Genomic DNA, 12,554 nt, shown 5'->3' on the forward strand with positions numbered 1-12,554 from the left:
CCGGGTGAGCCTTCAAGAGGCAGCAGCAAGGCCGCAGGCCTCCAGATCAGCCCGCATGTGCGTCGGTGCGGGCGCTTCCACAGCGATCGCCTCACGCTTCGGATAGAGGGGTAGTCTCAGACCTCGCGCATGGAGCTGAAGCCCCGGCCCGTCCCGCCCGGCGTTTCCGTAGATCGCGTCGCCGCGGATCGGCCAGCCCATCGCCGCGCAGTGGACGCGGAGCTGGTGGGTGCGCCCCGTCACCGGTTTCAATTCAAGCCACGACAGTCCGTGCGCCCGCCCGAGCACGCGGTACAGCGTCAGCGACGGGAGCCCGGTCGGATCCGCTTTCATCCACCAGCTGCGCGGGTCGTCCGAGCGCTTGGCGAGAGGAAGATCGATGCGCCCTTCCATTTCTTCCGGGCCGCCCTCGACCAGTGCCCAGTAAGTCTTGTCGACCTTGCCGTCGGCGAACAGACGGTTCAAACGCGCGAGCGCCTTGGCGTGGCGGCCGAGTACGAGGCAGCCGGAGGTGTCGCGGTCGAGCCGGTGTGCGGCCTCCGGCCGGCGTGGCAGGCCGAAGCGCAGGCCGTCGAGATGGTCGGTCAGCGTCGGCCCGCCCTTCGGACCCGGATGCACCGGCAAACCGGCCGGCTTGTCGATGACGAGCATCAGGGCATCGCGGTAGAGCAGGGAAAGACCTATTTCCGGTCCCACGGTGTGATCCGGCACTGAAACACGGGCGTTCATGCCTCACGGGCTAGAATGCCGGATCGTCGCGGGCAAGGCTGGGTCAGGCAAGTTTCGAGCAAGGAACTGGGATGAGCGACGACGAGAAGCCCGGCTGGTTCGGACGCCTGTTCGGGCGAAAGGGCACGCCCGAGGTGAGGCCTGCCGAACAGGGGCCCGCCGAGGACAAGCCGGCCGAGGATGGGCCGACTGGGGAGCCGGTCACGCCGGACCCACTGTCGCCGGCCTCCGAATCCGAAGGTCAGCCCGACTTTGCCACTGCTGCGGACGACGTGTCTCACGTGCCGCCGCCGGTCAGTGAGCCGGCTCCGGACGATCCCGACAAGAATCGCATCCCCGACGAGTTGGAGGGCGCAGACCTCCAGCCGGAGCCTCAGCCGCCTTCGGAAGAGGTGCCGCAACCGGATGAGGCGACGGCAGAGGCGGACGTCCCGACCGCCGCGACCGATCCGGCGGAGAAGCGGAACTGGTGGTCGCGCCTGACCGGCGGCGAGCCGGAGGAGGCCGTGCCGACCGAGGCACAGCCTCCCGCCGAGGCCGACATCCAGCCCGTCGATACGGCTGCGGCGCTCGCAAGTGATGCGGTCTCCGGCGCCGCCGAAGGCACGGAAAAGCAGGGCTGGTGGTCGCGGCTCACGGCCGGAATGCGGCGCACCTCGTCCGCCCTGTCCGACCGGGTGACGGGCCTGTTCACCAAGCGCAAGCTCGACGCCACTACCCTCGAGGATCTGGAGGACGCGCTGATCCAGGCCGATTTCGGCGTGGAGACGGCGATGCGCATGTCGGAGGCGGTCGGCAAGGGCCGCTACGAGAAGGGCATCTCGCCCGATGAGGTACGCGCCATCCTGGCCACCGAGATCGAGCGGGCGCTGGAGCCGGTGGCGACACCGATCGCCATCGACTCTTCGAAGAAGCCCTACGTGATCCTGACGGTCGGCGTGAACGGCGCCGGCAAGACGACGACGATCGGAAAGCTCTCACTCAAGTTCAAGGCGGAAGGCCGCAGCGTCATGCTGGCGGCGGGCGACACCTTTCGCGCGGCGGCGATCGAGCAGCTTCGCGTCTGGGGCGAGCGCACCAACACCCCCGTCATCAGCCGCGCGCAGGGGTCGGACGCGGCGGGGCTCGCCTTCGACGCCTTCAAGGAGGCGCGGGAGAACGGCACCGATGTACTGCTGATCGACACCGCCGGGCGCCTGCAGAACAAGGCGGGGCTGATGGCGGAGCTGGAAAAGATCGTCCGCGTCATCCGAAAGATCGACCCGGAGGCACCTCACGCCACTCTGCTGGTGCTCGACGCGACCGTCGGCCAGAACGCGCTGAGCCAGGTCGAGCTGTTCTCGCAGGCCGCACCCGTGTCCGGCCTCGTGATGACGAAGCTCGACGGAACCGCGCGGGGCGGTATTCTGGTGGCACTCGCCGCGAAGTTCGGCCTGCCCGTGCATTTCATTGGGGTCGGCGAGGGCGTGGAGGACCTGGAGCCGTTCGCCGCGCGGGATTTCGCCAGGGCGATCACCGGTCTTCCCAAGGAGTAACCGATTGCCCGCTGCCCCCTCCGAGTCTTGTGAGAATTTCAGCATGAAGGTCGAGAGCGTTCCGCCGCGCCGGCATCTGCCGCCGCTCCTCAAGCTGGCGCTGGAGGTGGGCCCGCTCGCGGTGTTCTTCTTCAGCAACGCCTATGCCGAGCGCTTCGGCGTGGGCGCGGAGAGCAAGCTGTTCGTGGCGACCGGTGTGTTCATCGTCGCCACGACCATCGCGCTCGGCGTGCACTTCGCCCTGTTACGGCGGCTGCCGATCATGCCGCTCGTGTCCGGCGTCGTGGTCCTCGTGTTCGGCGGCCTGACGCTGGCGCTTCAGGACAAGACCTTCATCATGATGAAGCCGACCATCGTGAACACGCTGTTCGGCCTCGTGCTGCTCGGCGGCCTTGCCTTCAACAAGTCGCTGCTCTCGGTCGTGCTCGACAGCATGTTCGCGCTCACCGATGAGGGCTGGCGCAAGCTTACCTTCCGCTGGGGCCTGTTCTTCCTCGCGCTGGCCGTCATCAACGAGGTCGTCTGGCGGACGCAGACGGAGGATTTCTGGGTGAGCTTCAAGGTGTTCGGCATCATGCCGCTCACCATCGCCTTTGCGCTCGCGCAGACGCCGCTGCTGCTGCGCCATGAGCGCAAGGACGAGGCCGGCGCGAAGGTCGGCTGATCGGCTTCAGCCGATCCGCCGCGGCATCCGGAACGGCAGCATCAGCCGCACCAATGGGTTGCGAAAGCGCTTGAGCGAGAGGCTCTCGTGCACCGGCTGCACCGCCTCGCCGTCGAGGGTCGAGGCGAGCAGCGAGCGGGCGTAGAACGGCGTGTCCTCGAAGGTGCGGATCACCTGCGCGCGCGCGTCGTCGCTGCGGGTCGCACGCGGCATCCGCCAGAGGGTGGTGGACGGCAGGGCGGCCGCGAGCGGCGGGCGCATCTCGCGGCGGGTGCCGTCGGCGTCAAAACGCAGCGTCAGGTTCTGGCCGCTGCCATCGCTCCGGCGCACGTCGTAGAGGATGGCCGAGCCGCGCTTGAGCGGCGCACGGCACCAGGTCCAGTCGGTGAACGCCTCCTCCAGAGCACCGTCGCCGTCGTTGGTGTCGTGGTAGCCGCTGCCGCGCCAGGAGAGGGCGGGCGCCGAAAACTCCGCCTCGACCTCGCAATCGGGCGCCATCGGCCACCAGCGGTGCAGGCCGTGCGCGTCGAGGGTGAAGGGCTGCGCGGTCAGCGCCTTCGGCCGTACCCGCACCGTGCCGCGCACGGCGCGCGGGATCGGCGCGGAAAGCTCGTCGAGGCGAATCGTCAGCACGCTGCCGTCCCATTCGAGCGAGGACGGCCCGAGGCTGAAGCTCGCGGCGTCGCGTGACAGGGCGGCGGCGTTGCGCTCGGTCATGGCGAAGCGATTCGCCCGCTCGCCGTAGAGCACGACGTTGACGGCGCAGTGGGCGAACGGGTCGCGCTTCGCGTCCCACCGGTAATACGGCGAGAACACGCTGCCGATGAACGCGATGACGGTGAGCCCCTGGCGCCCGTCCGCGCTCACTGCATCGACGTACCACCAGACGTAGCCGCCTTGCGCGACCGCGCCGTCGAATCGAGGTCCGCGCGCAGTGCCGCCGCCGCGAGCCGGCCCGATTGCGCCGCCATCGGCACGCCCGGTCCCGGATGTATGCTCCCCCCCGCGAGGTAGAGCCCCGGCACCCGCGTCCGCGCCCCCGGCCGCTTGAAGGTCGCCGTCCAGCCGTGCGAGGCCCGGCCGTAAAGGGCGCCCCCCGTCCCCGGAAACAGCCCCGCGAAGTCGCGCGGTGTCGTGACCGTCGCCGGTCCCGTCGGCTCCAGGATGAGGCCGCAGTCCGAGAGCTTGCGAAGGATGTTCGTCTCGCATGCAGCGATCTCCCGAGGAGCGAGGGGGCGTTCCCCGCCATCGGCCGGGGCGTTGACGAGGAGGAGCAGGCGTTCCGGACCGTCCGGTGCCGAATCGCCGTCGCCGTCCCGGTCCTGGGCACAGACGTAGACGGTCGGGTCCGGCGGCAGGCGGCGTCCGCGCAGGATCGTGTCGAACTCCGCCCGGTAATCGGCGGAGAAGAATACGGTGTGGTGGGCGAGGCCGAAGCCCGTCGCCCGCGCCGTCAGGCAAGAGGTCACGGCCGAGAGCGAGCGTTCGCGGGGCGGGACCCGGTCGCCGGCAGGGGTCGCATCGGGGCCGAGCAGGCCCACGCCGAGGGCCGCCACGTCCGCATTGGCGATCACCGCGTCGGCAGCGATGCGCTCGCCATCGGCCAGTTCCACCCCCGTGATGCGGCCACTCGTGGTCACGATTCGCGCCACGTTCGCGCCGGTGCGGATCCTGCCGCCCTGCCGCTCCACCAAGTCGGCGACGACGCCCGCGAGGCGGCTCAATCCGCCCTCGACGGTCCAGACGCCGGTCTGTTCGACATGGGCGACCAGCATCAGCGTGGCCGGCGCCTCGAACGGTGAGGCACCGCAATAGGTGGCGTAGCGACCGAAGAGCTGACGCAGGCGCTGATCGCGAAAGTACTCGCCGAGCGCCGACCACAGGGTCGCGAAGGGCTGGATGCGCCAGAGGCTGCCGATCCCGGACAGGCCGACGCGCTGGGCAAGATCGACCGGGCTCGGCCGGTCGGCGCGGATGAACGGCCCCTCCAGCGTGTGGTAGACCTCGGCCGCGCGGGCGCAGAAGCGGCGATAGCCCTCCGCCTCCCGTGTGCCCGCGAAGGCGCCGATGGCGTCGGCGGAAGCGGCGACATCGGCGAACAGGTCGAGTCGCTCGCGCTCGTTCCAGGCGTGCCGGGCGAGCAGCGAGGCCGGCCTCAGCCCGATCTCCGCCTCGAGGTGCGTGCCGGCCTCAGTAAAGAGCTCGTCGAAGACCCAGCGCATGGTGAAGACGGTCGGCCCCGCCTCGACCCGCACCCCTCCGACAGGCACGGAGCGCATCTTGCCGCCGACCGCGGCAGCGCGTTCCAGCACCGTCACGTCGAGACCGGCTGCGGCCAGACTCAGCGCGGCGGCGAGCCCCCCGATGCCGGCGCCGATCACGATGACGCGCTTCTCCGCCACGACCCGCTCACTTTTCCCTCGGCATCGACGTTGATCCGAGCCGCCAACAGTGTCAATCATAGTTGACACATGAGCAAGACAACATGAATTGACGCGGGAGGGCGCCATGGATGTCGGAAGGCGGATCGAGACAGGGCTGGACGTGGCAGTCTCGCACGCGGAGGCACCGGGCGCGCCGCCACGGCTCGCCGAGGCCATCCGTTACGCCGTTTTCCCCGGCGGTCACCGAATCCGTCCGCGCCTCTGCATCGCCGTGGCACGGGCCTGCGGCGACGATGACCCCGCCACGTCCGATGCTGCGGCGGCGGCGATCGAGCTGCTGCACTGCGCCTCCCTCGTTCACGACGACCTGCCCTGCTTCGACGACGCGCCGATGCGTCGCCAGAAGCCGTCAGTCCACGCCGCCTTCGGTGTCCCGCTCGCGGTTCTCACCGGCGACGCGCTGATCGTCGCCGCCTTCGAGACGCTGGCGCGGGGCGCTGCCCGCTCACCGGCTCGACTCGCCTCTCTCGTCGGGCTCGTCGCCCGCGCCGTCGGCTCGCCGTCGGGCATCGTCGCCGGACAAGCCTGGGAATCCGAGCCGCATGTCGATCTGGTCGAGTACCAGCAGGCCAAGACCGGGGCGCTGTTCGCCGCCGCGACCGTCACGGGCGCCGCGGCGGCGGGCGCCGCGCCCTTGCCCTGGCGCCTGCTCGGCGAATGCCTCGGCGAGGCCTACCAAGTCGCCGACGACCTTCGCGACGTGGCCTGCCGCCAGGAGGAGATCGGCAAGCCTGCCGGTCGCGACGCGACCCTCGGGCGCCCGAACGCCGCCGCCCTGCTGGGGATGGGCGGCGCCCTGGAGCGGCTCAGGCGGCTGACACGGGAGGCGATCGAGGTGATTCCGGCCTGCCCTGGGCAAGCCGCGATGCGTGCCGAGATCGAGGCGCAGACGCGCCTGTTCCTGCCCGCCTCGCTGCGCGAAGCGGCCTGAGCTCACCGTGCCGCCCGGTGCGATGACGGAGACCGGACCGGCGTCGCGGCATCCCGGCTGGCGCGAGCGCTGGCTCGCCCTGCGCAACCGACTGGTGGCCTCGCCTGGCTTCCAGCGCTGGGCCGCCGGCTTTCCGCTTACCCGCCGGATCGCGCGCCGCAACACGCGGGCCCTGTTCGATCTCTGCGCCGGCTTCGTCTACGCGCAGGTGCTGTTCGCCTGCGTTCGGCTCGACCTGTTCGGATTGCTGCGGGACGGCCCGCTCACCCCGGACACCATCGCCCGCCGGATCGGCCTGTCTCCGGAGCGAAGCCTGACCCTGCTGAGAGCCGCGGCCTCGCTCGGCCTGATCGCGCGGCTGCCCGACGGCCGTTTCGCGCTCGCCGATCTCGGCGCGGCGCTGATCGGCAATCCCTCGATCGCCCTGATGATCGAGCATCACGCGATGCTCTACGCGGATCTGGCCGACCCCGTCGCCCTGCTGCGCGATGAGGCGGGTCCCACCCGGCTCGCCGGCTACTGGCCCTATGCCGATACCGGGAACGCCACGCCGGTCGGCCCCGAATCGGTCGCCGCCTATAGCGGGCTGATGGCGGCTTCGCAGGCGCTGATCGCGGGCGATGTTCTCGATGCGCTGCCGCTCGGCGGCCGGACCTGCCTGATGGATGTCGGGGGTGGGGAGGGCGTCTTCCTGGCCCACGCCGCCCGCCGTCACCCGAATCTGGCGCTGCGCCTGCTCGACCTGCCCCTGGTCGCCGAACGGGCTGAGGCGCGGCTCGCGGCCGAGGGACTCGGCGGCCGTGTCGCCTGCTTCGGCCAAACCTTCCTCGACGCTCCACTGCCGCGGGGCGCCGACGCCATCACTCTGGTGCGGGTGGTCCACGACCACGACGACGCCAGGGCCATGGCGCTCCTGCGCGCGGTTCACGCGGCGCTGCCGCCCGGCGGTCTCCTCGCGATCGCGGAACCGCTCGCCGGTACGGCCGGGGCCGAGCCCGTCGGCGACGCCTATTTCGGATTCTACCTCCTCGCGATGGGCAGCGGGCGGCCGCGCCGGCTGGAGGAACTGTCCGACATGCTCGCGCAGGCCGGATTTTCACGCATTCGCGAGGAAGCGACCCGGCGCCCCCTCCTGGCGCGCCTTCTCACTGCCATCCGATGAACAAATCGTAATCATCGCTTGACGTAGAAAAGTGTCTATCTAGGATGACACATCGCGAACCTGCAGCCCGCGGGTTCGCAAACAGCACGGGGCGGAGACAGGACATGGAGGCATTGGCCGTCGTCCTTGCACGACCGGAGCACTTGGCGCTGAACCGCCTCGCGCTCACCCCTGCTGAAGAGGGCGACGCGGTTGTTGCCGTTTCCTGGAGCGGGATCAGCACGGGGACCGAGCGACTGCTCTGGTCCGGCCGGATGCCGCCCTTTCCCGGTATGGGTTATCCGCTGGTGCCGGGCTACGAGTCGGTCGGCACGGTGATCGAGACGGAGGCCGGAAGCGGCCTGCGCGTCGGCCAGACCGTGTTCGTGCCCGGCGCCCGCTGCTTCGGCGAGGTCAACGGCCTGTTCGGCGGAGCCGCCTCGCACCTGATCGCTCCGGCCTCCCGCCTCGTCCCGGTCGATGCCGCGCTCGGCGACCGTGCCTGCCTCATCGCTCTGGCGGCGACCGCCTACCATGCCCTGTCCGGTATCGTGCCCGGCGGGCGGAATCTGATCGTCGGCCACGGCGTGCTCGGCCGGCTGCTCGCGCGGCTGACGGTGCTGGCGGGCGGCGAGCCGGTGGTGTGGGAGCGCGAGCCGCTCCGGGCCGCGGGCACCTTCGGCTATGCCGTGCTCGCGCCCGAGGAAGATCCGGCGCGCGACTATTCGGTCATCACCGATGTCAGCGGCGATTCGAGCCTGCTCGATACGCTGATCGGCCGCCTCGCGGCCGGAGGCGAGATCGTTCTCGCCGGCTTCTACGAGGCGCCGCTCGCCTTTGCCTTCCCGCCCGCCTTCATGCGCGAGGCCCGCATCCGGGTTTCGGCGGAGTGGCGGCCGGCCGACCTCTCGGCGGTCCGGGCCCTGATCGAGGCCGGAAGCCTGTCGCTCGACGGGCTGATCACCCACCGGGCACCCGCCACGGAAGCGGGGGAGGCCTACCGCACGGCCTTCGCCGATCCGGCCTGCCTGAAGATGATCCTCGATTGGAGGACCTGCTCATGAACCTTCAGCTCAACAAGGCGGCACTCGCCGCCGCTGCGACGCTGCGGGACGAGGCCGCCATCGAGCCCGATCCGGTCGCGACCGGCGAGGTGAAGCGCGAGACGCAGATCATCGCGATCTACGGCAAGGGCGGCATCGGCAAGTCATTCACCCTGGCCAATCTCAGCTACATGATGGCCCAGCAGGGCAAGAAGGTGCTGCTGATCGGCTGCGACCCGAAGAGCGACACGACCTCGCTCCTGTTCGGCGGGCGCGCCTGCCCGACCATCATCGAGACCTCGACCAGGAAGAAGCTCGCGGGCGAGGCGGTCGCCATCGGCGACGTCTGCTTCAAGCGTGACGGCGTCTACGCGATGGAGCTCGGCGGGCCGGAGGTCGGCCGCGGCTGCGGCGGGCGCGGCATCATCCACGGCTTCGAGCTCTTGGAGAAGCTCGGCTTCCACGATTGGGGCTTCGACTACGTCCTGCTCGACTTCCTCGGCGACGTGGTCTGCGGCGGCTTCGGCCTGCCGATCGCCCGCGACATGTGCCAGAAGGTCATCGTCGTCGGCTCCAACGATCTGCAATCGCTCTACGTCGCCAACAACGTCTGCTCGGCGGTCGAATACTTCCGCAAGATGGGCGGCAATGTCGGCGTCGGCGGCCTCGTCATCAACAAGGACGACGGGACCGGCGAAGCCCAGGCCTTCGCCGATGCGGCGGGCATTCCGGTGCTGGCCTCGATCCCGGCCGACGACGACATCCGCCGCAAGAGCGCGAATTACGAGATCATCGGCAAGCCCGACGGGCGCTGGGGCACGCTCTTCGCCGACCTCTCGCAGAACGTGGCGGAGGCCGCGCCGCACCAGCCGACGCCGCTGAGCCAGGACGCTCTGCTCGGCCTGTTCTCCAGCGAAGCCACCGGGCGCGACGTGGTGCTGGAGCCCGCCACCATCGAGGACATGTGCGGGCGAACCAGCCTCGCCAAGCCGTCCCTCGAAGTCGTCTACGACGAGGTCTGAACCATGCCGGTCAGCCTCGACATCGCCGCGCTCCGCGCCCGCCGCCCCGAAGGCATCGATCTCGCCGCGACACAGGGCGACGGGCTCGGCTGTCATGCCGGCAAGAATGCGATGCGCGCGGCCGCCGAGGTCGCCGGCCTGTCCGGAACGCTGGAGCAGTACCGGCGGGACTACCCGGCCGGGCCGCACGATCAGCCGCAGAGCATGTGCCCGGCCTTCGGCTCCTTGCGCGTCGGCCTGCGCATGCGGCGCACGATGACGATCCTGTCGGGAAGCGCCTGCTGCGTCTACGGGCTCACCTTCACCTCGCACTTCTACGGTGCGCGCCGCAGCGTCGGTTACGTGCCGTTCAACTCCGAGACGCTTGTTACCGGCAAGCTGTTCGAGGACATCCGCGAAGCGGTCCACGCCTCGGCCAAACCGCAAGACTACGACGCGATCGTCGTCATCAACCTCTGCGTTCCGACCGCATCGGGCGTGCCGCTGCGCCTTCTGCCGAAGCAGATCGACGGGGTGCGTGTCATCGGCATCGACGTGCCGGGCTTCGGCGTGCCGACCCATGCCGAGGCCAAGGACGTGCTGGCCGGCGCGATGCTGAAGTTCGCCCGCAGCGAGGCCGAGAACGGCCCGGTCCAGGCCCCGCGCGGCGGCCGGTCGGAGCGTCCGTCGGTCGCACTGCTCGGCGAGATGTTCCCGGTCGATCCCGTGGTGATCGGCGCGCTCCTCGAACCGCTCGGCCTCAGCGCCGGCCCCGTCGTGCCGACGCGGGAATGGCGCGAGCTCTACGGTGCCCTCGACGCGGCGGCGGTGGCGGCGATCCACCCGTTCTACACCGCGAGCGTGCGCGAGTTCGAGGCGGCCGGCCGCCCGGTGGTGAGCTCCGCCCCCGTCGGCCATGACGGCACCGCCGACTGGCTCGCCGCCATCGGCAAAGCCTGCGACGTCCCGCAGGAAAAGATCGCGGCGGCGCAGAACCGGCTTCTGCCGGCGATCCGGGGGGCTTTGTCCGCGGCACCGATCCGCGGGCGCATCACGCTGTCGGGCTACGAGGGCTCGGAACTCCTGGTCGCGCGCCTCCTCGTCGAGAGCGGCGCCGAGGTGCCCTATGTCGGCACGGCCTGCCCGCGCACGCCTTGGTCCGAGCCCGACCGGACCTGGCTCGAGGAGCGCGGCGTCACCATCCGCTACCGCGCCTCGCTGGAAGACGATCTCGCGGCGTTCGAGGAATTCCGACCGGATCTCGCCATCGGCACGACCCCGGTGGTGCAGAAGGCGAAGGAAGCCGGCACGCCGGCGCTCTACTTCACCAACCTGATCTCGGCGCGTCCGCTGATGGGCGCGGCCGGGGCCGGCTCGCTGGCCAAAGTCGTCAACGCGGCGCTGGCCAACCGGCCGCGCTTCGACGCCATGCGCGCCTTCTTCGAGGGCGTCGGCACCGGCCACGCCGCCGGCATCTGGCAGGACGTGCCGACGCGCAAGGCCGCGCCGAAGGCGGCAGCTCCCCTGAAGCCGATCGGGGAGATGGTCTGATGCTGATCATCGATCACGACCGCGCCGGCGGCTACTGGGGGGCGGTCTACGTCTTCACGGCGATCAAGGGCTTACAGGTCGTCATCGACGGCCCCGTGGGCTGCGAGAACCTGCCGGTCACCTCGGTGCTGCACTACACCGACGCCCTGCCGCCGCACGAATTGCCGATCGTCGTCACCGGGCTCGCCGAAGAGGAACTCGGCCGCCACGGCACGGAAGGGGCTATGAAGCGGGCGCACGCCACGCTCGATCCCGGCCAGCCCAGCGTCGTGGTGACGGGCTCGATCGCCGAGATGATCGGCGGCGGCGTCACCCCCGAGGGTACCGGGCTCCAGCGCTTCCTCCCGCGCACCATCGACGAGGACCAGTGGCAATCGGCCGACCGGGCGATGAGCTGGCTCTGGCAGGAATACGGCGCGAAGCGCTTCGCCAAGAAGGGTATTCCGGCCCGGCCCGAGCGCACGGCCGGGGAGCAGCCGCGGGTCAACATCATCGGCCCGGCCTACGGCACCTTCAACATGGCCTCGGACCTCGCCGAGATCCGCCGCCTCGTGGAAGGCATCGGCGCCGAGGTGAATCTCACCTTCCCGCTCGGCTCGCACCTCGCCGACGTACCCAAGCTCGTCAACGCCGATGCCAATATCTGCCTCTACCGCGAGTTCGGCCGCCTGCTCTGCGAGAGCCTGGAGCGGCCCTATCTCCAGGCGCCGATCGGGGTGCTCTCGACCACCAAGTTCCTGCGCACGCTCGGCGAGATCCTCGGGCTCGACCCCGAACCCTTCATCGAGCGCGAGCGCCACACCACGATCAAGCCGGTCTGGGACCTGTGGCGCTCGGTGACGCAGGACTTCTTCGGCACCGCGAGCTTCGGCATCGTCGCGACCGAGACCTATACGCGCGGCGTGCGCCACTTCCTCGAAGAGGAGATGGGTCTGCCCTGCCACTTCGCCTTCGCGCGTTCCGCCGGGGCCAAGCCCGACAACGCGGCGGTGCGCGAGGCGATCAAGGCCAACCCGCCGCTCGTCCTGTTCGGCTCCTTCAACGAGCGCATGTATCTCGCCGAGAGCGGCGGGCGGGCGGTCTACGTGCCCGCCTCGTTCCCCGGCGCCATCATCCGGCGGCACACCGGCACGCCGTTCATGGGCTACGCCGGCGCGACCTACCTGATTCAGGAGGTCTGCAACGCGCTGTTCGACATGCTCTTCCACATCCTGCCACTCGCCCGCGACATGGATGCGGTCGAGGCCACGCCTGCCCGGACGCACCGCGAACTGCCCTGGGACGAAGCCGCTCGCGCCTGGCTCGACACGCTGGTCGAGGCGCATCCCGTCCTCACGCGCATCTCCGCCGCCAAGCGCCTGCGCGACGCCGCCGAGCGGGCCGCCCGCCGGGATGCCGCCGAGCGCGTCGCGCCCGCCCATGTCGAGCGGGCGCGGAGCGACCTCACCGTCGGAGCCGCCGCATGAGCGCGCTCCTCCATCCCCTTCACCCTTCGGTGCCGTACGGCGCCGGAAA

11 protein-coding genes are annotated in these 12,554 nt (G+C 70.3%); 8 read left to right on the plus strand and 3 right to left on the minus strand.

All coding sequences use genetic code 11. The features are described 5' to 3' along the window. Window positions 1-12: 12 nt before the first annotated feature. Window positions 13-729, minus strand: a complete 717-nt coding sequence (locus FHU13_RS01825) for an RluA family pseudouridine synthase (protein ID WP_183434145.1) — start codon at window positions 727-729, stop codon at window positions 13-15. A gap of 71 nt (window positions 730-800) precedes the next feature. Between FHU13_RS01825 and ftsY the strand changes: the two genes are divergently transcribed. Both ftsY and FHU13_RS01835 read left to right on the plus strand, forming a co-directional pair. After that, window positions 801-2,264, plus strand: coding sequence for a signal recognition particle-docking protein FtsY (gene ftsY / locus FHU13_RS01830; protein ID WP_183434146.1), 1,464 nt, complete (start codon window positions 801-803; stop codon window positions 2,262-2,264). Between the two features lie 43 nt (window positions 2,265-2,307). Beyond that, complete coding sequence (locus FHU13_RS01835) at window positions 2,308-2,928, plus strand: septation protein A (protein WP_183434147.1); 621 nt, start codon at window positions 2,308-2,310, stop codon at window positions 2,926-2,928. Between the two features lie 6 nt (window positions 2,929-2,934). Here the strand turns inward: FHU13_RS01835 and FHU13_RS01840 are convergent, their stop codons facing one another. Together FHU13_RS01840 and crtD are read right to left on the minus strand one after the other, a co-directional pair. Next, the gene (locus tag FHU13_RS01840) at window positions 2,935-3,795 is read right to left on the minus strand and encodes a carotenoid 1,2-hydratase (protein WP_183434148.1); all 861 of its coding nucleotides are present in this window, start codon (window positions 3,793-3,795) and stop codon (window positions 2,935-2,937) included. After that, the gene (gene crtD, locus FHU13_RS01845; RefSeq protein WP_183434149.1) at window positions 3,792-5,330 is read right to left on the minus strand and encodes a 1-hydroxycarotenoid 3,4-desaturase CrtD; all 1,539 of its coding nucleotides are present in this window, start codon (window positions 5,328-5,330) and stop codon (window positions 3,792-3,794) included. The genes FHU13_RS01840 and crtD overlap by 4 nt, the downstream gene beginning before the upstream one ends. 106 nt (window positions 5,331-5,436) lie before the next feature. On the opposite strand from crtD, the gene FHU13_RS01850 reads away from it, so the two are divergent. The 6 genes from FHU13_RS01850 to bchZ all read left to right on the plus strand — a co-directional run bounded on the left by FHU13_RS01850 (window position 5,437) and on the right by bchZ (window position 12,505). Further along, window positions 5,437-6,303, plus strand: a complete 867-nt coding sequence (locus tag FHU13_RS01850; protein ID WP_183434150.1) for a polyprenyl synthetase family protein — start codon at window positions 5,437-5,439, stop codon at window positions 6,301-6,303. Window positions 6,304-6,325: 22 nt separating this feature from the next. Beyond that, a complete protein-coding gene (locus tag FHU13_RS01855; protein ID WP_183434297.1) occupies window positions 6,326-7,465 on the plus strand; it encodes a methyltransferase in 1,140 nt (379 codons plus the stop codon). Between the two features lie 104 nt (window positions 7,466-7,569). Beyond that, complete coding sequence (bchC, locus tag FHU13_RS01860; protein WP_183434151.1) at window positions 7,570-8,508, plus strand: chlorophyll synthesis pathway protein BchC; 939 nt, start codon at window positions 7,570-7,572, stop codon at window positions 8,506-8,508. Then, window positions 8,505-9,509, plus strand: coding sequence for a chlorophyllide a reductase iron protein subunit X (locus tag FHU13_RS01865; protein ID WP_183434152.1), 1,005 nt, complete (start codon window positions 8,505-8,507; stop codon window positions 9,507-9,509). Before bchC ends, FHU13_RS01865 begins: the two co-directional genes overlap by 4 nt. A 3-nt stretch (window positions 9,510-9,512) precedes the next feature. Next, window positions 9,513-11,039 carry a chlorophyllide a reductase subunit Y gene (gene bchY / locus FHU13_RS01870; protein ID WP_183434153.1) on the plus strand — a complete coding sequence of 509 codons (1,527 nt, stop codon included), beginning with the start codon at window positions 9,513-9,515 and terminating at the stop codon, window positions 11,037-11,039. After that, complete coding sequence (gene bchZ / locus FHU13_RS01875; protein ID WP_183434154.1) at window positions 11,039-12,505, plus strand: chlorophyllide a reductase subunit Z; 1,467 nt, start codon at window positions 11,039-11,041, stop codon at window positions 12,503-12,505. Before bchY ends, bchZ begins: the two co-directional genes overlap by 1 nt. Window positions 12,506-12,554: the final 49 nt, after the last annotated feature.

Source organism: Methylobacterium sp. R2-1 (assembly GCF_014191355.1).
In the GTDB taxonomy this organism is placed as follows: domain Bacteria; phylum Pseudomonadota; class Alphaproteobacteria; order Rhizobiales; family Beijerinckiaceae; genus Methylobacterium.

Coding starts and splice junctions, on each gene's coding strand:
- FHU13_RS01865 (WP_183434152.1), top strand. CDS start 8,505: ATGAACCTTCAGCTCAACAAGGCGGCACTCGCCGCCGCTGCGACGCTG.
- FHU13_RS01835 (WP_183434147.1), top strand. CDS start 2,308: ATGAAGGTCGAGAGCGTTCCGCCGCGCCGGCATCTGCCGCCGCTCCTC.
- bchZ (WP_183434154.1), top strand. CDS start 11,039: ATGCTGATCATCGATCACGACCGCGCCGGCGGCTACTGGGGGGCGGTC.
- FHU13_RS01825 (WP_183434145.1), bottom strand. CDS start 729: ATGAACGCCCGTGTTTCAGTGCCGGATCACACCGTGGGACCGGAAATA.
- bchY (WP_183434153.1), top strand. CDS start 9,513: ATGCCGGTCAGCCTCGACATCGCCGCGCTCCGCGCCCGCCGCCCCGAA.
- bchC (WP_183434151.1), top strand. CDS start 7,570: ATGGAGGCATTGGCCGTCGTCCTTGCACGACCGGAGCACTTGGCGCTG.
- ftsY (WP_183434146.1), top strand. CDS start 801: ATGAGCGACGACGAGAAGCCCGGCTGGTTCGGACGCCTGTTCGGGCGA.
- FHU13_RS01850 (WP_183434150.1), top strand. CDS start 5,437: ATGGATGTCGGAAGGCGGATCGAGACAGGGCTGGACGTGGCAGTCTCG.
- FHU13_RS01855 (WP_183434297.1), top strand. CDS start 6,326: ATGACGGAGACCGGACCGGCGTCGCGGCATCCCGGCTGGCGCGAGCGC.